This window comes from Polaribacter sp. (genome assembly GCF_036480315.1).
GTDB lineage: Bacteria > Bacteroidota > Bacteroidia > Flavobacteriales > Flavobacteriaceae > Polaribacter.
The window spans coordinates 30,745-54,098 of the sequence record NZ_JAZGGG010000023.1 but is presented as its reverse complement, the minus strand read 5'-3'; the positions used below and the strand labels follow the sequence as shown (position 1 = coordinate 54,098).

Annotated in this window: 26 protein-coding genes and 1 pseudogene; 18 read left to right on the top strand and 9 right to left on the bottom strand. The window is 29.6% G+C overall.

Annotation, left to right across the window (positions count from 1 at the left end; all coding sequences use genetic code 11):
• Positions 1–106: 106 nt before the first annotated feature.
• Positions 107–553, bottom strand: a complete 447-nt coding sequence (locus V3V28_RS04975) for a hypothetical protein (protein WP_331363927.1) — start codon at positions 551–553, stop codon at positions 107–109.
• Between the two features lie 139 nt (positions 554–692).
• Between V3V28_RS04975 and V3V28_RS04970 the strand changes: the two genes are divergently transcribed.
• The 3 genes from V3V28_RS04970 to V3V28_RS04960 all read left to right on the top strand — a co-directional run bounded on the left by V3V28_RS04970 (position 693) and on the right by V3V28_RS04960 (position 3,275).
• Positions 693–1,250 carry an RNA polymerase sigma factor gene (locus tag V3V28_RS04970; RefSeq protein ID WP_331363926.1) on the top strand — a complete coding sequence of 186 codons (558 nt, stop codon included), beginning with the start codon at positions 693–695 and terminating at the stop codon, positions 1,248–1,250.
• Positions 1,237–2,097 carry a hypothetical protein gene (locus V3V28_RS04965; RefSeq protein WP_331363925.1) on the top strand — a complete coding sequence of 287 codons (861 nt, stop codon included), beginning with the start codon at positions 1,237–1,239 and terminating at the stop codon, positions 2,095–2,097. Before V3V28_RS04970 ends, V3V28_RS04965 begins: the two co-directional genes overlap by 14 nt.
• A 68-nt stretch (positions 2,098–2,165) precedes the next feature.
• Complete coding sequence (locus V3V28_RS04960) at positions 2,166–3,275, top strand: hypothetical protein (protein ID WP_331363924.1); 1,110 nt, start codon at positions 2,166–2,168, stop codon at positions 3,273–3,275.
• A 36-nt stretch (positions 3,276–3,311) separates the two neighbouring features.
• Here V3V28_RS04960 and V3V28_RS04955 read toward each other — a convergent pair whose 3' ends face one another.
• Positions 3,312–4,211, bottom strand: coding sequence for a sterol desaturase family protein (locus V3V28_RS04955; protein WP_331363923.1), 900 nt, complete (start codon positions 4,209–4,211; stop codon positions 3,312–3,314).
• Between the two features lie 125 nt (positions 4,212–4,336).
• Here V3V28_RS04955 and rpsF point away from each other — a divergent pair, with 125 nt between their 5' ends.
• From rpsF to V3V28_RS04935, 4 genes are all read left to right on the top strand, one after another.
• On the top strand, positions 4,337–4,678 hold the full coding sequence (gene rpsF, locus V3V28_RS04950) for a 30S ribosomal protein S6 (RefSeq protein WP_331363922.1): 342 nt from the start codon (positions 4,337–4,339) through the stop codon (positions 4,676–4,678).
• A 3-nt stretch (positions 4,679–4,681) separates the two neighbouring features.
• Entirely contained in the window at positions 4,682–4,978 is a 297-nt protein-coding gene (gene rpsR / locus V3V28_RS04945; protein ID WP_331363921.1) for a 30S ribosomal protein S18, read from the top strand.
• Between the two features lie 14 nt (positions 4,979–4,992).
• Positions 4,993–5,439: a 50S ribosomal protein L9 gene (gene rplI / locus V3V28_RS04940; RefSeq protein ID WP_331363920.1), complete on the top strand. Its 447-nt coding sequence runs from the start codon at positions 4,993–4,995 to the stop codon at positions 5,437–5,439.
• A 68-nt stretch (positions 5,440–5,507) separates the two neighbouring features.
• On the top strand, positions 5,508–5,975 hold the full coding sequence (locus tag V3V28_RS04935; RefSeq protein ID WP_331363919.1) for a DUF6495 family protein: 468 nt from the start codon (positions 5,508–5,510) through the stop codon (positions 5,973–5,975).
• Between the two features lie 275 nt (positions 5,976–6,250).
• On the opposite strand, the pseudogene V3V28_RS04930 reads toward V3V28_RS04935, so the two are convergent.
• A pseudogene (locus V3V28_RS04930) lies at positions 6,251–6,933 on the bottom strand (SIR2 family NAD-dependent protein deacylase).
• A gap of 72 nt (positions 6,934–7,005) precedes the next feature.
• Between V3V28_RS04930 and V3V28_RS04925 the strand changes: the two are divergent.
• Genes V3V28_RS04925 through V3V28_RS04915 form a run of 3 tightly spaced genes read left to right on the top strand, consistent with a single transcriptional unit; the run spans position 7,006 to position 8,719 of the window.
• Positions 7,006–7,677: a TrmH family RNA methyltransferase gene (locus tag V3V28_RS04925; protein WP_331363928.1), complete on the top strand. Its 672-nt coding sequence runs from the start codon at positions 7,006–7,008 to the stop codon at positions 7,675–7,677.
• Positions 7,678–7,706: 29 nt separating this feature from the next.
• Positions 7,707–8,120 carry a VOC family protein gene (locus tag V3V28_RS04920; RefSeq protein ID WP_331363918.1) on the top strand — a complete coding sequence of 138 codons (414 nt, stop codon included), beginning with the start codon at positions 7,707–7,709 and terminating at the stop codon, positions 8,118–8,120.
• A gap of 5 nt (positions 8,121–8,125) precedes the next feature.
• Positions 8,126–8,719: a YdeI/OmpD-associated family protein gene (locus V3V28_RS04915; RefSeq protein WP_331363917.1), complete on the top strand. Its 594-nt coding sequence runs from the start codon at positions 8,126–8,128 to the stop codon at positions 8,717–8,719.
• 114 nt (positions 8,720–8,833) lie between these two features.
• Here the strand turns inward: V3V28_RS04915 and V3V28_RS04910 are convergent, their stop codons facing one another.
• The 6 genes from V3V28_RS04910 to V3V28_RS04885 form a co-directional block, all read right to left on the bottom strand.
• Entirely contained in the window at positions 8,834–9,202 is a 369-nt protein-coding gene (locus V3V28_RS04910; protein WP_331363916.1) for a DUF4258 domain-containing protein, read from the bottom strand.
• Between the two features lie 49 nt (positions 9,203–9,251).
• On the bottom strand, positions 9,252–10,448 hold the full coding sequence (locus V3V28_RS04905; RefSeq protein WP_331363915.1) for an alanine dehydrogenase: 1,197 nt from the start codon (positions 10,446–10,448) through the stop codon (positions 9,252–9,254).
• Between the two features lie 8 nt (positions 10,449–10,456).
• Positions 10,457–10,864, bottom strand: coding sequence for a tRNA (adenosine(37)-N6)-threonylcarbamoyltransferase complex ATPase subunit type 1 TsaE (tsaE, locus tag V3V28_RS04900; protein ID WP_331363914.1), 408 nt, complete (start codon positions 10,862–10,864; stop codon positions 10,457–10,459).
• A 69-nt stretch (positions 10,865–10,933) separates the two neighbouring features.
• Positions 10,934–13,123 (bottom strand): T9SS type A sorting domain-containing protein, encoded by a 2,190-nt coding sequence (locus V3V28_RS04895; RefSeq protein ID WP_331363913.1) that lies wholly within the window; start codon positions 13,121–13,123, stop codon positions 10,934–10,936.
• A 111-nt stretch (positions 13,124–13,234) separates the two neighbouring features.
• A complete protein-coding gene (locus tag V3V28_RS04890; RefSeq protein ID WP_331363912.1) occupies positions 13,235–13,804 on the bottom strand; it encodes a DUF1287 domain-containing protein in 570 nt (189 codons plus the stop codon).
• Between the two features lie 2 nt (positions 13,805–13,806).
• The gene (locus V3V28_RS04885; protein WP_331363911.1) at positions 13,807–15,351 is read right to left on the bottom strand and encodes a T9SS response regulator signal transducer PorX; all 1,545 of its coding nucleotides are present in this window, start codon (positions 15,349–15,351) and stop codon (positions 13,807–13,809) included.
• 193 nt (positions 15,352–15,544) lie between these two features.
• On the opposite strand from V3V28_RS04885, the gene V3V28_RS04880 reads away from it, so the two are divergent.
• The 8 genes from V3V28_RS04880 (at position 15,545) to sucD (ending at position 23,285) form a co-directional block, all read left to right on the top strand.
• Entirely contained in the window at positions 15,545–16,765 is a 1,221-nt protein-coding gene (locus V3V28_RS04880; RefSeq protein ID WP_331363910.1) for an HD domain-containing protein, read from the top strand.
• A gap of 45 nt (positions 16,766–16,810) precedes the next feature.
• A complete protein-coding gene (lpxD, locus tag V3V28_RS04875) occupies positions 16,811–17,845 on the top strand; it encodes a UDP-3-O-(3-hydroxymyristoyl)glucosamine N-acyltransferase (protein WP_331363909.1) in 1,035 nt (344 codons plus the stop codon).
• Positions 17,845–19,236 (top strand): bifunctional UDP-3-O-[3-hydroxymyristoyl] N-acetylglucosamine deacetylase/3-hydroxyacyl-ACP dehydratase, encoded by a 1,392-nt coding sequence (locus V3V28_RS04870; RefSeq protein WP_331363908.1) that lies wholly within the window; start codon positions 17,845–17,847, stop codon positions 19,234–19,236. The genes lpxD and V3V28_RS04870 overlap by 1 nt, the downstream gene beginning before the upstream one ends.
• Positions 19,237–19,239: 3 nt before the next feature.
• Positions 19,240–20,025 carry an acyl-ACP--UDP-N-acetylglucosamine O-acyltransferase gene (gene lpxA / locus V3V28_RS04865; RefSeq protein ID WP_331363907.1) on the top strand — a complete coding sequence of 262 codons (786 nt, stop codon included), beginning with the start codon at positions 19,240–19,242 and terminating at the stop codon, positions 20,023–20,025.
• A gap of 49 nt (positions 20,026–20,074) precedes the next feature.
• The gene (gene efp / locus V3V28_RS04860; protein ID WP_331363906.1) at positions 20,075–20,641 is read left to right on the top strand and encodes an elongation factor P; all 567 of its coding nucleotides are present in this window, start codon (positions 20,075–20,077) and stop codon (positions 20,639–20,641) included.
• 6 nt (positions 20,642–20,647) lie between these two features.
• On the top strand, positions 20,648–21,412 hold the full coding sequence (locus V3V28_RS04855) for a class I SAM-dependent methyltransferase (protein ID WP_331363905.1): 765 nt from the start codon (positions 20,648–20,650) through the stop codon (positions 21,410–21,412).
• A gap of 6 nt (positions 21,413–21,418) precedes the next feature.
• Positions 21,419–22,345: a UDP-3-O-(3-hydroxymyristoyl)glucosamine N-acyltransferase gene (locus V3V28_RS04850; protein WP_331363904.1), complete on the top strand. Its 927-nt coding sequence runs from the start codon at positions 21,419–21,421 to the stop codon at positions 22,343–22,345.
• A gap of 61 nt (positions 22,346–22,406) precedes the next feature.
• Complete coding sequence (sucD, locus tag V3V28_RS04845; RefSeq protein ID WP_331363903.1) at positions 22,407–23,285, top strand: succinate--CoA ligase subunit alpha; 879 nt, start codon at positions 22,407–22,409, stop codon at positions 23,283–23,285.
• Positions 23,286–23,354 lie beyond the last annotated feature (69 nt).

Below are 23,354 nucleotides of genomic sequence, written 5' to 3'. Positions count from 1 at the left end.
TTAATACCTCTAAAATTTTCTCGTAATTTGCTCTAAAGCTGTTCATCTATTTAAATGTTTGAAATTCAATTAAATATACGATTCTCTTAATCAATGAACAGCTTTTTTATAATGCACAACAGGTTTGTTTATTATAATTTAATCTAAACTCTAAAAATTTATAAAAAAAATCAATTTTTCCTGAATATTTTAAAGAGTCTGGTATTTTTAAATGTGTCTTATATTCATCGCCATAATCAAGATTTAGAACCAAATTGTCTTTATTAATATGTTTTACTGCGATAACGTTTTTGGAGTAAAATTTATCATTTTTATTATAAATAACATCACCAAAAGCTATATTAAATTCATCTTTCCTGTCTTCATAGGAATATAATGAGAAATATTCATTTTTTTTAAAAACTTCAAAACTTATTATAGATATAGGTTCTTGCCATTTTTGATTGCTTATGACCCAAGTTCCATTTAATCTTAAATTAGAATAAATGATAAACCCAATTAAAATTATAAATCCTAATTGTAATAATCTTTTAAAGAATAATTTAATCTTCATATCTATAGGACGCAACCTAAATGTTTCTGTTACAAGGTAGTTATTGAAAAACTTCAAAAAACTTTTTTATCTCAAGCAACCTTTTTAAAACATTTGTAGTCTATATATTTGTAAGGCAATTAAAATTGAAACAAGAGGCTTGAAAATTATTAAAATGCATAACGAGAAATCGCTCATTAAAAAAGCGATAGACAACAATAGGGAAGCGCAACAACAATTGTTTGAGCAGCATTCGCCTAAAATGTTGGGAGTTTGCAGGCAATATGTTAAAGATTTACATCATGCAGAAGATTTACTATTGCAAGGTTTCTTAAAGGTTTTTAAAAACTTACACAGATTTAAACACGAAGGTAGTTTTGAAGGTTGGATTCGCAGAATAATGGTGAATACTAGTATTTCTTATCTCCGTAAAAAGAATTTAGTCGATTTATCTGACGAAGGTTATGTTTTTAACGATGCAGCCACAGAGAGTTTAGAAAATACTTCTGTAGAAGACATTCAAAAACTGATAGATAAATTGCCAGAAGGTTACAAAATGGTGTTTAATTTATTCGCCATAGAAGGTTATAAACATTCAGAAATTGCAGCAAAATTAGGCGTTTCAGAAAGTACATCAAAATCGCAATTGTTTAAAGCACGTAAATTATTGCAACAAAATTATATTAAAATGAATAAAACAATTCATGAAAACAAATAAGTTAGATAATAACATAAAAGAAAAGTTTGCAAAAAGATCTTTTGAGCCATCAGCTTCTGCTTGGGAGCGTTTGTCTACACAATTAGACGAAGAACCAAAGCAAAAGAAAAGAGATTGGTTTTTTTATATAGGAGCAGCAGCAAGTATTTTGTTATTGGTTTCCATAGGAATTCAGATTTTTTCTTCTGATGATGAGGTTGCTTTTCCAAATGATATTATTGTTGATACACCTATTGACACAAATAGTATTGATGAAAAAATAGAGCAATTTATAAATGAAATTCCTGTTGAAGAAACAATTGTAGAAAATAAGAAAATAGAAAATAGAGAAAAGAAGCAAGAATTAAAAAATAAAATTAAAAAGAATGTCATTGCGAACAAAGTAAAGCAACCTCTTTCAACTAAAAAAACGTATGTCATTCCGAAGAATGAGGAATCACATAAGTATAAAACAACCATAGTTCCGAATAAAAATAAAACAATCATTGCTAAAGTTGAAGACAACCAAAATTTAATTCCAAAAAATGAGGAATCAATAAAAATAAAATTATTAAAACCAGACTCAAATAGTAAAATTAAGATTAATAGTGACGATTTGTTATTCGCGGTAACACACTCGCCACAAGAAGTAAAAACCTATTATGCAAAGTATAATATTGATAGGGATGCTATTTTAAAGACGATTCAGAATCAATTAAAAAAATCTAATTTAAAAGTAAATCCTGAAACTATTCTAGCAGAAGTTGAACGTACAATAGATGATGATGATTTTCAGAATAATTTCATGAAATTAGTAAAGAAAAAAGTGTCAGTTATTGCTACAGCCATTGCCAGTAGAAATAATTAAAAATGTCACCTTGAGCGCTGCTGAAAGGTTTATATCAAAAAAAACATAAATTTTAAAAACATTCAAAAATGAAAAGAATACTACTAATATTAGTGTTGTTAAGTACAACTATTGCCATATCTCAAGAAAAAACATTTGAGAAAGAAGTAAGTAAAATATCTAAAAGAATAGAAAATATTACCAAGCAACAAAAAGATTCTTTAAAGGAAAAAGTAATTGCTATTGATAAAAGACTAGAGAAAAATGAAATAACTAAAACAACTGCAGATACGTTAAAAAAGGAAGTAGCTTCTTACCATGCAAGAAGAATAGAAAAATTGGTTGGAGAGCAAGAACGCTTGTTACAATTATTGGTGCAAGATAAAACGAATGGTAAAATAGCTAGTTCAGATGATTCTAATGATTTTGATGATGATGACAATACCTTTACAATTGGCAACAAAACATTTCGTTTTAAAGTTGGTGATGAAAACAAAAACGAAAGAGAAAGAAGGAGAAATGAAAGATGGAAAAACAAAAATAAGAAGCATAGAAGTACAACAACACAGTTTGTATTTGCAATGGGAGTAAATAATGTATTGAATAATGACAATTTAAACTCTTTAAATAGTTCTGAATACAAGTTTTGGCAATCTCATTTTTATGAATTAGGTTGGACATGGAAAACACGTTTCTCTAAAGAACCATCAAATTTATATTTTAAATACGGAGTTTCTTTTCTTTGGAATAATTTACGTCTAAAAAACAATCAACAACACGTAAAGGTTGGTGATATAACAAATATAGAAACTAGAATTGATGAGGTTTTATCAGAAAGTAGATTACGTCATGTACAAATGAACTTTCCTGTACATTTAGAATGGGATTTTTCAAAAAACAAAACTTATAAAGATGGTGCTAAAAGAGATAGAACAAACAAGTCTGTTCGTTTAGGAGTTGGTGGTTTTGTAGGTTTTAAATTAGGAACAAGACAGTATTTAGAATATAAAGATATTAATGGAGTAGACGTAAAAGAAGTGCAAAAAGATAACTTTAATATGAATACTATTAATTACGGTTTAAGTGCTTATTTAGGTTACAAATCTACTAGTTTTTATGTAAAATATGACTTGAATCCGTTATTCCAAAACACAGAAACTAGAAATGTTTCTTTGGGACTTCGTTTCGATTTCGATTAAAAATAAATTTGAGTTAATTATTAAAGCTGATGTTTTTTAAACATCAGCTTTTTTCTTTACTTCCCATTCTTTTCTTAAATCACCAGATAAAATGCTTGTTCCATCATGTTTCCAACCTGGAGGTTTTATCAAGTATTTAAACCTATTTATAATGGATGTTTTAGTAGTAAAAAAGTCTTTTAATAGATTGTACCATTCAATAAAAGCAACTTTTATTGGGTTGTAAGTTTCAATATTAGAAACCAAACCATAAACTGGTTTTTCAACTTCGGGTTCAAATGATCCAAAAAGACGATCCCAGATAATAAACACTCCTGCATGATTTCTATCTAAATATTGCGGATTTGTTGCATGATGCACTCTATGATGACTTGGTGTATTAAAAATTGCTTCAAACCATTTTGGCATTTTATCAATCATTTCTGTGTGAATCCAATATTGATAAATTAAACTAATAGACATTTGTACCAAAACCATAACTGGGTGAAACCCTATTAAAATCAATGGAAACCAAAAGATAAAAGTATAAAAACTACCAGACCAAGTTTGTCTTAATGCAGTACTTAAATTGTATTTTTTAGAAGAATGGTGTACAACATGGCTCGCCCAAAACAATCTACTTTCATGACTAATTCTATGAAACCAGTAATAACAGAAGTCTTCAGCAAATAAAAGAAGAATCCAAGCCCACCAAACAAATGAGATTTCAAACAAATGGTAAAAGTTATAAATGATATAGAATATACTTAATACAACTCCTTTTGTAAATAAACCAATAGCTACATTTCCTAATCCCATAGCAATAGAAGTACCAGCATCTTTAAACTCATATTCGTCTAATTTTACTTTTACAGTCAAAATAACTTCTAGAATAACTGTAATCACAAAAAAGGGAATTGCATAATGAATTAAATTAGGTGTTTCAGGTATTTGCATATCAGTATTTTATAGAGTTATTGTTATTCTAAAAACGAATAAATATTAATGTAAAAAAGATTCTTTTAAATATAAAAAAGTCACTATATTTGCAGCCTTAAAAATAAACAAAAAATATTTAATTTATGAATCATTACGAAACTGTTTTCATTTTGAATCCCGTTTTATCTGATACTCAGATAAAGGAGACAGTACAAAAGTTCGAAGATTATTTAGTTTCCAAAGGAGCTGAAATGATCTCAAAAGAAGATTGGGGCTTAAAGAAACTAGCTTACCCAATTCAAAAAAAGAAAAGTGGTTTTTATCACTTATTAGAGTACAAAATTGCTGGAGAAGAAATTACAGCGTTTGAACTAGAATTTAGAAGAGATGATAGCGTTATGCGTTATCTTTCTGTTAGATTAGACAAACATGCTGCTGCTTGGGCAAAAGTGAGAACTGAACGTGCTAAATCTTCTAAAAAATAACAAATGGCAACAATAGAACAACAATCAAAAGGTGGTAAATCTGCTGAAGTTAGATATTTAACTCCATTAGATATAGACACTAAAAAAGAAGCAAAATACTGTAGATTTAAGAAGAAAGGTATCAAGTATATCGATTATAAAGATGCAGACTTTTTAATGTATTTAGTAAACGAACAAGGTAAAATTTTGCCAAGACGTTTAACAGGAACTTCATTAAAATATCAACGTAAAGTTGCGCAAGCAATTAAAAGATGTCGTCATTTGGCATTAATGCCTTACGTTGGAGATTTACTAAAATAAAAAATACGTAGAACATGGAACTTATATTAAGACAAGACGTAGAAAATTTAGGATTTAAAGATGATGTTGTAGCTGTAAAAAACGGTTATGGTAGAAACTATTTAATCCCTACAGGAAAAGCATCTTTGGCTACTTCATCTGCTAGAAAAGTATTAGCAGAGAATTTAAAGCAAAGAGCTTACAAAGAAGCTAAATTAATTGCAGACGCTAATGAAATAGCAGAAGCAGTTAAAGGATATGAAATTAAAATTACATCTAAAGTTGGTTCAGGAGACAAATTATTTGGTTCTGTAAACAATATAGATTTAGCTGCAGCACTTGCTAAAGCTGGTACAGAATTAGACAAGAAGTTTATAAAAGTTGTTGGTGGTTCTGTTAAAAGATTAGGTAAATACGAAGCTGCTGTAAGATTACACAGAGCAGTAGTTGTAGATATCACTTTTGAAGTTATTGCTGAATAGTAATTTAACTTTAATTATTACACAAAAAGCTCGTTAGAAATAACGAGCTTTTTTACTTTTGAAAACTTATGAAATACAGACAACTTACCAAAGAACAATTCGAAAGTTTACACGAAGATTTTGCACGTTTTTTAGCAACGCAAAGTATCGATGTAAAAGAATGGAACGAAATTAAAGCAGAAACTCCAGAAGTTGCAGAAGAAGAAATGAATGTTTTTTCTGATGTAGTTTGGGATGACGTGCTTACAAAAACAAACTATGTAGAACATTTTTCAGAAACGTCTGCAAACTTATTTAAATGCGATAAAGATGAAATTCATAGAATTGCAATAAAAATAGATTGGGATATTAATTTATTAGAACAAAAAGGTTTTGAGTGGTTAATGCAAAACCCTATGGACAATTCTGTAGAGATTTTTAAAGGAACCAAACCATATAATAACGACGAAAGAAATGCAGAAGTTTTCGATTTAATTGAAAAAGGAAGCTCAATTTCTAAAGGAGAAATCTTTGAGTATTTTAATCAATTGACATAAAAATACAACTAATTTGTTTTTTGAAGCTATTTCCTGCTTTCCACTATATCTTTTTATGTTGAATTTATTTTCAACATTTGTCAATATTCACAAAAAGTTTGCTTTTTAAGAAAGAATACTGAAACGAAGTTAGCATAAAAAGGATGTCGTTTCAATCAGGGCTAAACTAGAAAATAGTACTTGTCATTCCTGCAAGGGCAGGAATCCATAAATAAATTTTTAGATTTTCAAATTACTTACTACAGGTTTTTACTTCGTAGGAAAGACAAATTCATTTATATCACTAACATACGAATCAATTTATCAGTTCCAGAACTCGCTACATCCTTAATTATAGTTAAATTATTAAAATTACTTTCAGAAACAGACGGTTTAGGATCTATAAAATAAATGGGTGTATTTGGTTTTACAAAATCAATTAAACTCGCAGCAGGATACACTTGCATAGAAGTACCTATAATTACTAAAATATCTGCAGTTTTAGTAATATCAATCGCAGTATCTAATAACGGAACCATTTCTCCAAACCAAACAATATGCGGTCTTAATTGGCTATTTTTCTTACACAAATCTCCTAAAACTAAATCTTTACGCCATTCTAAAATATCATTCTCATCAACAGAACTTCTAATTTTTAAAAGCTCGCCATGTAAATGTGTAATTTTAGAACTGTTTGCTCTTTCATGTAAATCATCTACATTTTGAGTGATAATTTCTACATCAAAATCAGTTTCTAATTTTGCTAAATTAAAATGTGCTTTATTGGGTTCTACCTCAAACAATTGCTTTCTACGTTCATTATAAAATTTTAAAACTAATTCCGGGTTCGCTTTAAACCTTCTGGAGTAGCAACTTCCATAACATCATGTCCTTCCCATAATCCATCAGCATCTCTAAAAGTATTTATACCACTTTCTGCAGAAATTCCTGCGCCCGTTAAAACAACTATTTTTTTCATCATTTAAAAAGTTTGAGTAAATTTAATTAATCTCTCGGACAGAGTAAAATAATATTATTTATGTTTGTACATATGATTGATGAAAAATTACTAAATTACTTTGAAGGCTTTTTAACAGATAAAAGAAAAGTACTTTTCAAAAAAGTTTTAGAAAATAGAACCAGACACTTTACAGTGGTTTTAGAAGACATTTATCAAGCACACAATGCTAGTGCAGTTGTAAGAACTTGCGATATATTTGGCGTGCAAGATGTGCATGCAATAGAAAATAAATATAATAATAAAGTTTCTAGGCATGTTGCAAAAGGTTCTCAAAAATGGTTAAATCAATATAGATATAGAGAAGATGGCGATAATACAAAAGAATGTTTAGAAGATTTAAAAGCTAAAGGATATCAAATTATTGCAACAACACCACATAATGATTCTTGTTTATTACAAGATTTTGATATCACAAAAAAATCTGCATTCGTATTTGGAGTAGAAGCAGAGGGTGTTTCTGATTATGTTAAAGAAAACGCAGATGGATTTCTAAAAATACCAATGGTTGGTTTTACAGAAAGTTTAAATATCTCTGTAGCTGCCGCAATTGTTTTGCAAGATGTAACTACAAAGTTGCGTAATTCTAATACAGATTGGCAGTTATCAAAAGAAGAAAAAGATGTTTTATATTTTGATTGGGTAAAGAAAACCATTAAAAATGTGGACAAAATTGAAGAACGTTACTATCAAAATAATTCTTAACTTTAAAGAATTAACTTAAAACTAAAATTATGAATTGTGGTATTTATTTAAGTTTCGATGGAAATTGTGAGGAAGCAATGAACTATTATAAAGATGTTTTTGATGGAGAATTAATAATAACAATGCGCTATTCTGAAGGCCCACCTGAATATTGTAAACCAGAAATTGAAAATAAAATAATGCACCAAACTATGATTTTTGGTACTAATTGTGAAATAAAAGCTTCAGATGGTTTCAATGAACCTTTAAATAAAGGAAACAATTTTCATGTTTCAATTTTAGCTGATGATAAAGAAAGTGCACATTCTTATTTTTTAGGATTAGCTAAAGATGGTAAAATTACAATGCCTTTTAATGATGTTTTTTGGGGTGGAAAATTTGGAAGCTGTATAGATAAATTTGGTATTCAATGGATGATTAGTTCTAATTCTGAAAAAACATAGTTATTATGAGTTCTAAAATTGAAGAATACATCAATAAAAAAGAAAAGTGGCGTAAAGAGTTAGAGTTATTACGTTCTGTATTTATAGATTTTCCAGTTGAAGAAACTATAAAATGGGGAGCACCAACTTATGTTTTTGAAGGGAAAAACATTGTCGGTTTAGCTGCTTTTAAAAATTATTGTGGCTTGTGGTTTTTTCAAGGAGTTTTATTAAAAGATAAACACAACGTTTTTATAAATGCACAAGAAGGAATAACAAAAGCAATGTTACAATGGCGATTTCATTCTTTAGAAGAAATAAACACTGAACAAATTAAGGAATACATTGTTGAAACTATTGGAAATATAAAACAGGGTAAAGAAATAAAATCAGATAGAACAAAAAAACAATTAATTATTCCTGTTGAATTACAACAAGAATTAAATTCAAATAAAGAATTTAAAACAAAGTTTGAATCATTTTCAAACAGTAGTAAACGAGAATATGCAGATTATATTTCTGATGCTAAAAGAGCAACAACTCGTTTAAGAAGAATGCAAAAAATTATTCTTATGATTTTAGATGGAAAAGGTTTGCACGATAAATATAAGAATTGCTGATAATAGAAACTTGTCATTCCTGTGAAAACAGGAATCTATAATTCAATATTTTATACTCAAAAAGCTACTTTTGGATTCCTGCCTTCGCAGGAATGACAGATTTGAATAATGAAATTATTCAACAATAACTTTCTCAATTGTACTTGTAGAATCGCAACGTTTTACTAATAAACTTACGTTTTCTAATTCTTTACTCCCTGTAATATAGTATTCTGCACAAGGTCTTTGTCTTGGTTTTCCTTTTCCGAAATCTACATCACCATTGTGTAAAATTGTTGATATTTTTAAACTATCAATATCAAATTTTTGCATGGCAGTTTTTGCATCATCAGAAAATAAACGTTTTTTAATCCTAATAGTTTTAAGAGTTCTAGCATCCATACCGTAATCGAATGTTGCATTTTTTTTCTGCCAGAAAAAATAAACACCAATAGAACCTAATGATAAGCCAACTAAATAATAAAAAATTCTTTTTACGAGCATTGTAGAAAATTGAAGTGCAAAGGTAATTTTTTTAGACAGAAATATTCAATTATAATATCAATAAATTAATATCTCTAAAAGGTAAATCAAACCAATCTGCAACGGTTTTATTGGTTAGAATTCCGTGGTAAAAATACATTCCGTTTCGTAAACTTTTATCGAACCTTGCGGTGTTTTCAAAACCACCTTCTTCAGCAATATTTAATAAATAAGGCGTAAAAATATTACTAATAGAAACAGAAGCAGTTCTTGCATAACGTGCAGGAATATTTGGGACACAATAGTGAATTACACCATGTTTTACAAAAGTTGGTGTTTTGTGAGTTGTTACGTTTGAAGTTTCAAAACAACCACCTCTATCAATACTTACGTCAACAACAACAGCACCTTCTTTCATTTTTTCAATCATTTCTTCAGTAGCACAAATAGGGGATCTGTTTTTGCCTCTAATTGCTCCAATAGCAACATCGCAACGCATTAAAGCTTTTAAAACCGATTTTGGTTGCAAAGTAGAAGTGTAAATTGGTGCATGTAAACAATCTTGTAATTTTCTTAATTTACTAATTGAGTTATCAAAAACCTTAACTCTTGCACCTAAACCAATAGCAGTTTTTGCAGCATACTCGCCAACAGTTCCTGCTCCAAAGATAACAACACTTGTTGGTGGAACTCCACCAATATTACCAAATAACAAACCATTTCCTTTATTAACGCCACTCATTAATTCGCCTGCGATTAAAATGGAAGCGGTTCCTGCAATTTCACTTAAAGATTTTACAATTGGGTAAGAATCGTGCTCGTCTTTTATATAATCAAATGCAATTGCAGTAATTTTCTTTTTTGCTAAAGATTCAAAATATTCTTTGTTTTGTGTTTTTAATTGTAAAGAAGAAATTAAAATTGTTTTTGGGTTTATATATTCTATTTCATCCTCTGTTGGTGGTGCAACTTTTAAAACAATATTACATTTAAATGCTTCTTCTACATTGTAAGAAATTTTTGCGCCAGCTTCAGAATATTCTTTATCTGTAAAATTTGCGCCATCTCCAGCACCAGTTTCAATAACAACTCTATGTCCGTTTGAAGTTAAAGCAACAACTGCATCTGGTGTTAAGCAAACACGTTTTTCACTTAAGTATGTTTCTTTTGGCAAGCCAATATATAATTCTCCTTTTCTTTTTTTAATTTCAAGCATTTCTTCTTGAGGAAGTAATTCTTCTTTACTAAATGGAGAAAATGAACTCATAAATTTGTTTATTTTAATTGAATATTGCGTTGCCCATTTTCTAAAGTAGATAAATGTATTTCAACGGATTCTAAAGGTAGTAAATTTTCGACATACTGTGGCCATTCAATTAAACACCAATCATTATTATATAAATAATCTTCGATTCCCATGTCTAAAGCTTCTACTTCGTCTGTAATTCTGTAGAAATCGAAATGAAATACTTTGTCTTCTTTTGAAGTTTTATATTCATTCACCAAAGAAAAAGTAGGAGAGGAGATATTATCTAAAACACCTAATTGTTTGCAAATTTCTTTAATTAAGGTTGTTTTACCAACACCCATTTCTCCATAAAATAACAATGTTTTGTTTTTTACCGATACAATAAGTTCAGTTGCAATTTCAGTAAGATTTTCTAAATAATATTTTTTATTCATGAAGACAAAAATATAAAAAGAATTTAGTATTCAGTTGCAGTAGTCAATTTAAAATGAATGAAGTTCTATTTATTCTTTAATAATTTTTTTAACTGTCATTAATTTCCCAGAAGTATTGTATGCTTTTATAAAATAGATTCCATTTTTAATTACTGGAATGTCTATATAAATTGATTGATTATTTTTAGATAATTTCTTGATAAAAATTTCTTTTCCATTTAGGTCAAAAACAGCGATTGTAAGTTCTCCAATATAATCGCTTTTAAAATTAAAACTATTTTTAAAAGGAATTGGATAAATGCTAGATGATATCTCTAAAACATCATCGGAAACATTAAGTGTTCCTGTAAAATAACCTTCAACAAGATTAAAAACATCTTTTCCAATTTTATTCCCAATAATTCTTCCACGTATATCGTCAATTGGAGGATGTATTCCTCCCCATATTCTTGATAAACTTGTTTGGTCTGAAGCATCTCTATAAGTTGCCCATTCTAAAGAAAAGCTTTCAGTTGGCCCATCTTCAAAAACTAAAAACTCATTTTTAGTTACATCAAAAGTTCCTAAACCACCTGGGAAAAAAGCGTCTCCAGTAATTTGAGTTAATATTTCTGATGCTGCTCTAGAAAATGTAGAATGCCCAGAAACATACCCTGCAAAAGGAGGTGTTACAAAAGTTGGTCTTTGATATGGCCACCAATGTGTACCTAAAATCCAATCTACTCCTGCATAATTTGTATCAGGATCTATAACAAAATCAGGTCCTTTCCATGATTTTACTTTTACTTTCCCTACATTTTCATTAAGATTACCAGCCAATGGATCACTATTTTCAATAATTTCAATTAAGCCATCTATTAAAGGTAACCCATGTGGATCATAACCAGGTAAAGAAGCATTACTACTTTGTCCTTTAGATGCCATATAACGGATTGCAGAAATAGGTCTAATATAATCATAGTATCCTTTAATTCCCCACGTGCTAACAGCTGCATCGTGCATAGCTCCACCCAAAGCTAAATAAGATTTTACATCCCATTCTAAATTGCTTAAACGAGGGCCTTGTCCTGCAATTTTTTTTTCAGCTCGTGGATGATCACTTACATAATTTAAAATGGTAAACCAGTGTCCTGGTGGTGTTTCAGATTCTGGTCCGTCAGCCCAAAATTCAGCCAATACTCTTGCATAATCAGCTCTTTTAACCACATTCTCACTATATGGAACTCCAGTGTCTGGATTTAAAGCATGTCCAGTTCCTGAATCTCCACCATCAGAAAAATTATAGAAAGCTTTGTATTGTTCAAAAGTAGAAGGGAAATTGTTAATATTAGTATTCCCAATTTTACCTGGAGAAATATCCATAAAGACATTATCATTTGGATCTAATTGTGCTGACCAAGCAATAACTAATGCAAAGTGCCATTTATAAGGATCTTCAATTCCATTTTCATTTGAATTCTGAATAAAAACCGGTGGTCCAGGGTTATAGTATACATAGCAATCGAAACCATCATTTAGAATAGATAAATTACTTTTTTTTAATGAAAACGGAGTTACTTCACCCCATTCTGGACTTAAAAAACCTGGTGTACTTACAGGAAGCAAGTTTCCGGACTGATCTATAAAAATATCAAAAGCTAAAGGTTGCCATTTATTAGGGTCAATATTTGAATTATCTTCATATACATTTAAAAGTAAAGGTTCATTTTCCGGATAATAATGTTTATTGTTATAAAAATTGGCTTCATTAGATCCATCTTGTAAACCAAAAGCAATCATTTTTTCAGCAAAATAGTTTCCTAAAGCGGCATAAGAGCCAGTACTGTAGTCTGTTGAAGTAAAATTTACATTGTATCCTAAATTTTCAAACAAGGTTTTAAAAGCATTCAGTGAAGTACTACCTGTAGGAGAAAACCTAAATCGATGAGTTAACAAGCGATACATTCCGTAGCTTATTATTTCATTGATTGCTTCTTCTTTGTTTGTTGGTGGTTGGATTCCAGAAAAAGGAAAATCGTAACCTCCATATGTTTTTCCTAGAAAAACTGTTTCGGCGGTAGGATTAAAGATTGCCCAAGAATCATACATAATAGCAGAACTATGAAATAAGTTTCTTGCATGCACCGTTGGCCTTGCATAATCACCTCTAATAGCATTTAGAAGTTGTTCATTCCATTCTCTGGCAATAGTGTGTTGTGCATTGGTATAATTGGTACTAAATATGATTAATAAAAAAAATATTTTAAGAAAACTTTTCATTCTTGAGTTTTGCCAAAAATATTGATTTAAATTCGTTTGAAGGTTTAATTATTATTTAATCGTATAGAAAAGATAAATAGTAACTGTTTTATTGCCAATGCAAACTGCTAATTAATTTTTATAACGATAATGTCCAATAATTTTAAAATTGAACAAACAATCTTGTAAAACTTGGCCAACGCCAATATTATGAACAATCATAAATCGTTTTCCATCTTTCGACTTTTTATTGACTACAATTCCTGTATGAGTAATAGCGCCACCTAAATTCCAACAAATTATATCTCCAGGAAGATAGTTTTTTGGGTTTTTAGTAATGCGTTTTACAGTTCCTTTTCTGGTGAAGAAAGTCATTAAATTAGGAACTCTTCTGTGGTCGATATTTTTATCTGTTTTTTTAAGCCCCCAAATCTTTGGATATAATTTGAAGTTCTTTTTCATGTCTTCATGAACTTCTTTCTGTAAATCGATTCCTAATTTTCTAAAAGCTCTAATTACAACATCTGTACAAACTCCTTTTCCTTTTGGAACATCTCCATTTGGGTACTCTATCGAAAAATAACTTGGGTCGTAAGTAACTTTATCATTTGTTAATTCAAATGCAGCACTTGATAATTTATCTTCTTGTGAAAAAGAAAATTGAAAAAGTATTAAAGCTAGGATTAAAATGGTTTTTTTCATTTTTACTTCGGGCTATAAATAGCACAAGGAATAATTACTTCTTCTAAAGAAACGCCACCATGTTGATACGTGTTTTTATAGTATTTTACAAAGTGATTAAAATTATTTGGATACGCAAAAAACAAATCTTCTTTTGCAAAAATAAACGGACTATTCATTGCTATTGTTGGTAAGAAAATGTCTTTTGGGTTTCTAACTGCATATACATCTTTCTCTTCGTAAGAAAGACTTCTACCTGTTTTGTAACGTAGGTTTGCACTAATGTTTTTATCACCAATTACTTTGGTTGGATGTTTACAATTAATGGTTCCGTGATCTGTGGTAATAATTAATTTCTGACCTAATGCCTGCGCCTTTTGAATAATTTCAAACAATGGTGAGTTTTTAAACCAGCTTAAAGTTAAACTTCTGTAAGCTTTATCATCGCCAGCTAATTCCTTTATAACTTCCATTTCTGTTTTGGAATGCGATAACATATCTACAAAATTATACACTACAGCGGTTAAGTCATTTTGTTTTGTTCCGTTGTAATTGTCTGCTAATTCTTTTCCGTTTTTTAGATTGGTAATTTTATAATATTCATGCTTAATATCTAAACTTAAACGTTTTATTTGAGCGGTTAAAAACTCATTTTCGTATAAATTCATTCCACCTTCATCGATATCATTTTTCCAATATTGTGGATGCCTTTTTTCCATTACGGAAGGCATTAATCCAGAGAAAATAGCATTTCTTGCGTATTGCGTAGCTGTTGGTAAGATGGAAAAATAAGCATGCTCTTCATCTTTTTTATAATGATTGTTAATTAAAGGTTCTAAAATTCTGTATTGATCGTAACGTAAATTATCAATTACAACCCATAAAACTTTTTCTCTTTTTTTTAATTCAGGAACTACATAATCTTTAAACAAAGTATGCGAAAATGTAGGTTTATCATGTGCAGTTAAAAAATCTTCATAATTTTTCTTGATAAATTTAAAAAACTGCGAATTTGCTTCTTGTTTCTGACTTTCAAGAATACCTAACATTCCAGGATCACTAATGTTTTCTAATTCTAATTCCCAATGAACTAGTTTTTTGTAAAGTTCAATCCATTCTTCATAAGAATTTACCATAGCCAAATCCATAGATATTTTTCTAAACTCTTGCTGATAACTAGAAGTTGTTTTCTCTGTAATTAATCGAGAATGGTCTAAATTTTTCTTTAAACTTAATAAAATCTGACTTGGATTTACTGGTTTAATTAAATAATCTGCAATTTTAGAACCAATTGCTTCCTCCATAATATACTCCTCTTCACTTTTGGTGATCATAACCACAGGTAAATTGGCGTGTTTTTGTTTTATTTCAGAAAGTGTTTCTAAACCTGTTAAACCAGGCATATTTTCATCCAGAAAAACAATATCAAAATTTGTTTCGTCTACTAAATTTATTGCATCTGCACCATTTGTACAGGTTGTAACTTTATAATCTTTACGCTCTAAAAATAAAATATGTGGTTTTAATAATTCAATTTCATCGTCTACCCACAGAATTTGTATGCTCATATTTATTTTGTTTTATTTCTTAACGTTAAAATTAGGGTATTGTTACTTTTTATGCGTTATTAAAATGATAAAATATTGCCAAAAAAGTATCATTTAAATATTCATAAAGAATTTATAGAAATGAAAACTCTATAAGTTGTAAAATTGTTGCATTAAATTGTATTTTGCAATAGATTGATAATTCAGACAACTTTTGAAGAAAAAAGCCAATAAGCTCAAAATTTTAAATGATCCTATTTATGGATTTATTCAAATACCAAATTCTTTAATTTTCGATATTATAGAACACCCTTATTTTCAGCGTTTAAGAAGAATTACGCAAATGGGGTTTTCTAATTTAGTATATCCAGGAGCAAACCACACACGGTTTCATCATGCAATTGGCTGTATGCATTTAATGCAAAAAGCTGTACGAGTTTTACGTTTTAAAGACGTAGAAATTTCAGATGATGAAGAAAACGCCTTGTGTATTGCAATTTTGTTGCATGATATTGGTCATGGTGCATTTTCACATGCGTTAGAACACAGCATTGTAAGTGAAATTAGTCATGAAGAAATTTCTTTAAAATTTATGAAGAAATTAAATAACGAATTTAGTGGAAAGTTAAGTTTAGCAATCGAAATTTTTGAAGGGAAAAATCAACGAAAGTTCTTGTATCAATTAATTTCTAGCCAATTAGATATTGATAGATTAGATTATTTAAAAAGAGATAGTTTTTATACAGGTGTAACGGAAGGGAATATTTCATCAGACAGGTTAATTGCCATGATAAATGTTATAGATGATGAATTAGTAATTGAACAAAAAGGAATTTATTCTGTAGAAAAATTTTTGATTGCCAGAAGGTTAATGTATTGGCAAGTATATTTACATAAAACGGGTTTAGCTGCAGAAAATATTTTAGTAAATGTTTTAAAACGAGCGAAAGAATTAGCAGAAGAAGGAGTAGTGTTATTTTCTAGTTCTGCTTTGAATTATTTTTTGTACAATCATATATCTAAAGAAAATTTTACTGATGAAACTTTAGAAATGTTTTCTAAATTAGATGATTATGATATTTTGTCAGCGATAAAAGAATGGACAAATCACGATGATAAAGTTTTATCTTTGTTAGCAAAAATGATTGTTGATCGAAAATTGTTACGAATAGAAATTCAGCAAGATGAATTCAGTATAGATTATATTAACAAAAAAAGAGAAAAAGTAATTGATAAGTTGGCTATTTCTGAAAATGAAGCTAGTTATTTTGTTTTTCATCAAGAAATAAGTCATCAAGCATATAATTTAAAAGCACCTATTTTTATTTTGAATAAACAAGGGAAGTTGAATGATATTGCAAAAGCATCTGATCAATTAAATATAGAAGCTTTAACAAAACCAGTAATAAAACACTTTATTTGTTATCCTAAATAGTATGAGATTAGCCAAAACGGTATTATTTTTATATTTTTGCGATTGATGAAATTTAAAGCACAACAAATAGCAGATATTTTAGAAGGCGATGTAGTTGGTAATCCTGATGAAGAAGTATCTAAACTGTCTAAGATTGAAGAAGGAGAAGAAGGTTCTTTAACTTTTTTGTCAAATCCTAAATATAATTCTTTTTTATATACTACAAATGCTTCTGTAGCAATTGTTAACAAAGATTTTGTTTTAGAAAAAGAAGTAAAAACTACCTTAATAAAAGTAGACAATGCTTATAAATCTTTTTCTAAATTACTAGAGTTTTATAATGAAGTGAAAAATAATAAAACAGGTAGAGAACAACCATATTTTATTGCAAAATCGGCTGAAATTGGCTCAGATGAATATATAGGCGCGTTTGCATATATTGGTGAAAACGTTAAAATAGGAAACAATGTTAAGATTTATCCGAATAGTTATATTGGTGATAATTCTATAATAGATAATAATTCTACCATTTTTGCAGGTGTTAAAATATATTCTGATACTCAAATTGGGAAGAACTGTAAAATTCATTCTGGTGCTATAATTGGTGCTGATGGATTTGGTTTTGTACCAGATGAAAAAGGAGAATATAAAGCCATTCCGCAAATTGGGAATGTTATTATAGAAGATAATGTAGATATAGGTTCTGCAACTACAATAGATAGAGCTACTTTAGGATCTACAATTATTAGAAAAGGCGTAAAATTAGATAATCAAATACAGATTGGTCATAATGTAGAAATAGGAAAAAATACTGTTATTGCTGCTCAAACAGGAATTGCAGGTTCTACTAAAATTGGTGAGAACTGTGTTATTGGTGGTCAAGTTGGGTTTGCTGGACATTTAATAATTGGTAATAATGTAAAAATTCAAGGACAATCTGGAATAACTAAAAGTTTGAAAGCTGAAGAAACAGTACAAGGTACACCAGCAATGAATTATTCAGATTATTATAAAAGTTATGTTCACTTTAAAAATTTTCCAAAAATAATATCTAAAATAAATAATTTAGAAAAAGAGTTCAATACTCAAAAAGAAGTATAATGGGTAAAAAACAAAAAACAATACAAAAAGAAGTTAGTTTATCTGGCGTTGGCTTACATACAGGTAATACTGTTACAATGACTTTAAAACCAGCACCAGTAAATCATGGTTTTGCTTTTAGCAGAATAGATTTAGAAGGTATACCTACTATTGAAGCAAAAGCAGAATATGTTGTAAATACTCAAAGAGGAACAAATCTTGAAAAAAATGGAGTTCAGATTCAAACTTCGGAACATGTTTTAGCAGCAGCTGTTGGTTTAGATATTGATAACTTATTAATAGAAATAGATGCTTCTGAACCACCAATTATGGATGGCTCTTCTAAATATTTTATTGAAGCTTTAGAAAAAGCAGGAATAGAAGAACAAGATGCAGATATAGAAGAATATGTTGTAAAAGAAATTATTTCTTACAAGGATGATGCTACTGGAAGTGAAATTATTTTAATGCCTTCAGATCATTATCAAGTTACAACAATGGTAGATTTTGGAACTAAAATTTTAGGAACCCAAAATGCTACTTTAGAAAAAGTGTCTGATTTTAAAGAAGAAATTGCAGATGCAAGAACTTTCAGTTTTTTACACGAAATTGAAATGCTATTGGAAAACGATTTAATTAAAGGTGGAGATTTAAATAATGCTATTGTGTATGTTGATAAAGAACTGTCTACAAGCACAATGGAAAAATTAAAGAAAGCTTTTAATAAAGATAATATTAATGTAAAATCGAATGGAATTTTAGACAATCTTGAATTACGTTGGGCAAATGAAGCAGCAAGACATAAATTATTAGATGTTATTGGAGATTTAGCTTTAGTTGGTACAAGAATAAGAGGTAAGATTATTGCTAATAAACCTGGCCATGGTGTAAATACTAGTTTTGCAAAGAAATTAGCCAAAATAATCAAAGCAGAAAAAAGAAATAACATTCCTTCTTTCGATTTGAACTTACCACCTTTATTAGATATTCATCAAATAATGGATATTCTTCCGCACAGACCACCTTTTTTATTAGTTGATAGAATATTAGAACTTTCTGATAAACATGTGGTTGGTATGAAAAATGTTACAATGAATGAAAATTTCTTTGTAGGTCATTTTCCAGGAGCACCAGTTATGCCAGGTGTTTTACAAGTTGAAGCCATGGCACAATGTGGTGGAATTTTAGTTTTAAGCACTGTACCAGATCCAGAGAATTATTTAACTTTCTTTATGAAAATGGACAAAGTTAAGTTCAAACAAAAGGTTTTACCTGGAGATACTTTAATCTTTAAATGTGAACTTATTACTCCAATAAGAAGAGGAATTTGTCACATGCAAGCATACGCTTACGCAAACGGAAAAATAGTTGCAGAAGCAGAATTAATGGCTCAAATTGCTAGAAAAAAATAAATTATGAATCAACCATTAGCGTATGTACATCCGCAAGCAAAAATAGCAAGAAACGTTGTAATAGAACCTTTTACTACAATTCATAACAATGTAACAATAGGTTCTGGAACATGGATTGGTTCTAATGTTACTATTATGGAAGGTGCAAGAATTGGTAAAAACTGTAGAATTTTTCCAGGAGCGGTAATTTCGGCAATCCCTCAAGATTTAAAGTTTGATGATGAAGAAACTACTGTAGAAATTGGCGATAATGTTACCATACGAGAATGTGTTACCATAAATAGAGGAACTTCAGATAGAATGAAAACTAAAATTGGTAACAATTGTTTAATAATGGCATATTGCCATATTGCACACGATTCCTTTGTTGGAAATGACTGTATTTTTTCAAACAATACCACACTTGCAGGTCATGTTACCATTGGCGATAATGTAGTTTTGGCTGGTATGGTTGCAATCCATCAATTTGCTTCTGTAGGTAAACACGCTTTTGTAACTGGTGGTTCTTTGGTTAGAAAAGATGTTCCTCCTTATGTAAAAGCTGCTCGTGAGCCTTTGTCTTATGTTGGTATTAATTCTGTAGGATTAAGAAGACGTGGTTATTCAACAGAAAAAATTAGAGAAATTCAGAATATATATAGAATTTTATTTCAAAAAAACTACAATTATACGCAAGCAATTGATATTATTGAAGCAGAAATGGAAGCAACTCCAGAAAGAGATGAGATTATTCAATTTATAAAAGATTCTCATAGAGGAATTATGAAAGGTTATTTTAATACAAATTAATTTTTTGAGCTTTAATAGTAAACAACAACAATAATAATAAACACCAAAAATGGCAACAACATCAGATATTAGAAACGGATTGTGTATTAAATATAACAATGATATTTATAAAATTATTGAGTTTTTACACGTAAAACCAGGAAAAGGACCTGCTTTTGTAAGAACAAAGCTAAAAAGTGTTACTAACGGAAAAGTAATAGATAATACTTTTCCAGCAGGTAGGAAAATAGAAGATGTTCGTGTAGAAACCCATAAGTTTCAATTTTTATATCATGATGGAGAGTTTTATCATTTTATGAATGAAGCAGATTATTCTCAAATTCGTTTGTTAGAAGCTGCTTTAGACAATCCTGGATTAATGAAAGAAGGAGAAATTGTAACAATCATTATTAACTCTGAAGATGATATGCCACTTTCTGTAGATTTACCAGCAAGTGTGGTTTTAGAAGTTACTCATGCAGAACCTGGTGTAAAAGGGAATACAGCAACAAATGCAACTAAACCAGCAACTGTAGAAACTGGAGCAACAGTTAATGTACCATTATTCATTAATGAAGGCGATAAAATAAAAGTAGAAACTACAAAAGGAACTTACCAAGAACGAATTAAAGAATAATTTCTAATGTCTAAAACTAGAGAAGAAATTAATCAAACAGAAAAAGATTACTGGAATGAAGGTAAACTTGACAGAACAAAGATTAAGAAATTAAGAAGACATGCGTTTTTCTATTCTTACAAAAGAGAAAAGAAAATTTTAGATAAGCTTTTAGAAGATTTTAATGGCCAAGATGTTTTAGAAATTGGTTCTTATACTTGGGCCGTTTGGTTTAATAAAAATACTAAACCTAAAAGTCTTTCTTGTATAAATATTTCTGAAGTTGAGCTAGAAAGTGGTAAAAAACATGCATCTGAACAATCTTTTCCTGTAAAACATTTTCTAATGGATGCCAACGATTTAACTTTCGAAGACGAATCTTTCGATATTGTTTTTGGTGGTGCAATTTTACATCATTTAGATGTAGAAAAGTCAATTGGTCACATATACAGAGTTTTAAAACCTGGAGGTAAAGTTGTTTTCTTAGAACCATTGAATATGAACCCTTTGTATAAGATTTATAGAAAATTGAACCCGCAAGAAAGAACACCAGATGAACATGCTTTAGTCTCTAAAGATTTTAAAATTATTAGAGAGAAATTTACGTTCGATCATTATTTCTTTGACTTTTTTACAGTAGTTTTTGGCTTTATTTCTTTGAAGATTTATGGTGATAAAAACTACGATAACTGGATTAATAAATTTGGACATAATTTAGATGTTTTCTTTTCAAAAATTCCATTTTTACATTCACTTTTTGCAAGAGTCATTATTTACGGAAGTAAAAAGTAAGCTTTAATGAAATTTAAAAAACCACAAACTTTACTTCAAATAGCAACTCTTTTAGATGTTGAATATGTTGGCCCTAAAAACTTTCAGGTTTTAGGAATTAACGAAATTCATGTTGTTGAAAAAGGAGATATTGTTTTTGTAGATCATCCTAAGTATTATGATAAAGCATTAAAATCAGCAGCAACAACTGTTTTAATCAATAAAAAAGTAGATTGCCCAGAAGGAAAATCATTATTAATTTCTGATGACCCTTTTAGGGATTTTAACAAAATCACAAAACAATTTAATCCATTTATTGCATCTAAAGTAAGTATTTCTGAAAGCGCAATTATTGGTGAAGGAACAATTATTCAACCCAATGTTTTTATAGGAAATAATGTTTCAATAGGTAAAAACAGTGTAATTCACCCTAATGTTACTATTTATGATAATTCAGTAATAGGAAATAATGTTACCATACATGCAAATACTGTTTTAGGAGCAGACGCTTTTTATTATAAAAACAGGGCAACAGGTTTTGATAAATTAATTTCTGGCGGAAGAGTAGTATTAGAAGACAATGTAGATTTAGGTGCTTCTTGTACAATTGATAAAGGAGTAACTGGAGATACAACGATTAAAGAAGGAACAAAAATTGATAATCAAGTTCATGTTGGCCATGATACAGTTATTGGAAAAAAATGTTTAATAGCATCACAAACAGGTATTGCTGGTTGTGTAATTATTGAAGATGAAGTAACAATTTGGGGACAAGTTGGTACAAATAGCGGAATAACAATTGGTAAAGGAGCTATAATTTTAGGACAAACAGGTGTTACTAAATCTGTTGCAGGAGGGAAAAGTTATTTTGGAACACCAATTTCAGAATCAAGAGAAAAATTAAAAGAAATGGCAGAAATAAAACGTTTTTTAAAAGACAGAAAGAATCCCTAATTTCCTTTTTTAAAAACAATCAATAAACTATTTTTGCATAACAAATTAAAATTAGAAACTAATGAGTGTTTTAGTAAATAAAAATTCAAAAATTATTGTTCAAGGTTTTACTGGTAGTGAAGGAACTTTTCATGCTGGTCAAATGATCGATTATGGAACCAATGTTGTTGGTGGTGTAACTCCAGGAAAAGGAGGTCAAGAACATTTAGGAAAACCAGTTTTTAATACAGTTGCAGAATCTGTAGAAAAAGTAGGAGCAGACACTTCAATTATATTTGTACCACCAGCATTTGCTGCAGATGCAATTATGGAATCTGCTGATGCAGGAATTAAAGTAATTATTTGTATCACAGAAGGAATTCCTACTGCTGATATGGTAAAAGTAAAAGCATATATTGATACTAAAGAATGTAGATTAGTTGGTCCTAACTGCCCAGGAGTTATTACTCCAGATGAGGCTAAAGTTGGTATTATGCCAGGTTTTATCTTCAAAAAAGGTAGAGTTGGTATCGTTTCTAAATCAGGAACTTTAACTTATGAAGCTGCAGACCAAGTTGTAAAACAAGGTTTCGGAATTACTACTGCAATTGGTATTGGTGGAGATCCAATTATTGGAACTACAACAAAAGAAGCGGTTGAGTTATTAATGAATGATGATGAAACTGAAGCAATTGTAATGATTGGTGAAATTGGTGGAAACCTTGAAGCTGAAGCTGCACAATGGATTAAAGCAGATGGTAACAGAAAGCCAGTTGTTGGTTTTATCGCAGGACAAACTGCACCAGCAGGAAGAACAATGGGACATGCAGGAGCAATTGTAGGTGGAGCTGATGATACAGCGCAAGCAAAAATGAAAATTTTAGCAGAAAATGGAGTTCACGTTGTGAGTTCACCAGCCAAAATTGGAGAAATGGTAGCGAAAGTTTTAGGAAAAAAATAATTTTTTAATTATTAAACATATATAAATTCCCGTTTATATTGAATCAATTTCAATATTTCGGGAATTTCT

Bases quoted from the DNA above. Each gene is read 5' to 3' on its own strand.
- V3V28_RS04960 (WP_331363924.1), top strand. From the start codon at position 2,166: ATGAAAAGAATACTACTAATATTAGTGTTGTTAAGTACAACTATTGCC.
- V3V28_RS04920 (WP_331363918.1), top strand. From the start codon at position 7,707: ATGAATTGTGGTATTTATTTAAGTTTCGATGGAAATTGTGAGGAAGCA.
- V3V28_RS04855 (WP_331363905.1), top strand. From the start codon at position 20,648: ATGTCTAAAACTAGAGAAGAAATTAATCAAACAGAAAAAGATTACTGG.
- rpsR (WP_331363921.1), top strand. From the start codon at position 4,682: ATGGCAACAATAGAACAACAATCAAAAGGTGGTAAATCTGCTGAAGTT.
- V3V28_RS04910 (WP_331363916.1), bottom strand. From the start codon at position 9,202: ATGCTCGTAAAAAGAATTTTTTATTATTTAGTTGGCTTATCATTAGGT.
- V3V28_RS04890 (WP_331363912.1), bottom strand. From the start codon at position 13,804: ATGAAAAAAACCATTTTAATCCTAGCTTTAATACTTTTTCAATTTTCT.
- V3V28_RS04885 (WP_331363911.1), bottom strand. From the start codon at position 15,351: ATGAGCATACAAATTCTGTGGGTAGACGATGAAATTGAATTATTAAAA.
- V3V28_RS04850 (WP_331363904.1), top strand. From the start codon at position 21,419: ATGAAATTTAAAAAACCACAAACTTTACTTCAAATAGCAACTCTTTTA.
- V3V28_RS04925 (WP_331363928.1), top strand. From the start codon at position 7,006: ATGATTGATGAAAAATTACTAAATTACTTTGAAGGCTTTTTAACAGAT.
- lpxA (WP_331363907.1), top strand. From the start codon at position 19,240: ATGAATCAACCATTAGCGTATGTACATCCGCAAGCAAAAATAGCAAGA.
- sucD (WP_331363903.1), top strand. From the start codon at position 22,407: ATGAGTGTTTTAGTAAATAAAAATTCAAAAATTATTGTTCAAGGTTTT.
- rplI (WP_331363920.1), top strand. From the start codon at position 4,993: ATGGAACTTATATTAAGACAAGACGTAGAAAATTTAGGATTTAAAGAT.
- lpxD (WP_331363909.1), top strand. From the start codon at position 16,811: ATGAAATTTAAAGCACAACAAATAGCAGATATTTTAGAAGGCGATGTA.
- rpsF (WP_331363922.1), top strand. From the start codon at position 4,337: ATGAATCATTACGAAACTGTTTTCATTTTGAATCCCGTTTTATCTGAT.
- V3V28_RS04955 (WP_331363923.1), bottom strand. From the start codon at position 4,211: ATGCAAATACCTGAAACACCTAATTTAATTCATTATGCAATTCCCTTT.
- V3V28_RS04895 (WP_331363913.1), bottom strand. From the start codon at position 13,123: ATGAAAAGTTTTCTTAAAATATTTTTTTTATTAATCATATTTAGTACC.
- V3V28_RS04965 (WP_331363925.1), top strand. From the start codon at position 1,237: ATGAAAACAAATAAGTTAGATAATAACATAAAAGAAAAGTTTGCAAAA.
- V3V28_RS04935 (WP_331363919.1), top strand. From the start codon at position 5,508: ATGAAATACAGACAACTTACCAAAGAACAATTCGAAAGTTTACACGAA.
- tsaE (WP_331363914.1), bottom strand. From the start codon at position 10,864: ATGAATAAAAAATATTATTTAGAAAATCTTACTGAAATTGCAACTGAA.
- V3V28_RS04870 (WP_331363908.1), top strand. From the start codon at position 17,845: ATGGGTAAAAAACAAAAAACAATACAAAAAGAAGTTAGTTTATCTGGC.
- V3V28_RS04915 (WP_331363917.1), top strand. From the start codon at position 8,126: ATGAGTTCTAAAATTGAAGAATACATCAATAAAAAAGAAAAGTGGCGT.
- V3V28_RS04975 (WP_331363927.1), bottom strand. From the start codon at position 553: ATGAAGATTAAATTATTCTTTAAAAGATTATTACAATTAGGATTTATA.
- V3V28_RS04905 (WP_331363915.1), bottom strand. From the start codon at position 10,448: ATGAGTTCATTTTCTCCATTTAGTAAAGAAGAATTACTTCCTCAAGAA.
- efp (WP_331363906.1), top strand. From the start codon at position 20,075: ATGGCAACAACATCAGATATTAGAAACGGATTGTGTATTAAATATAAC.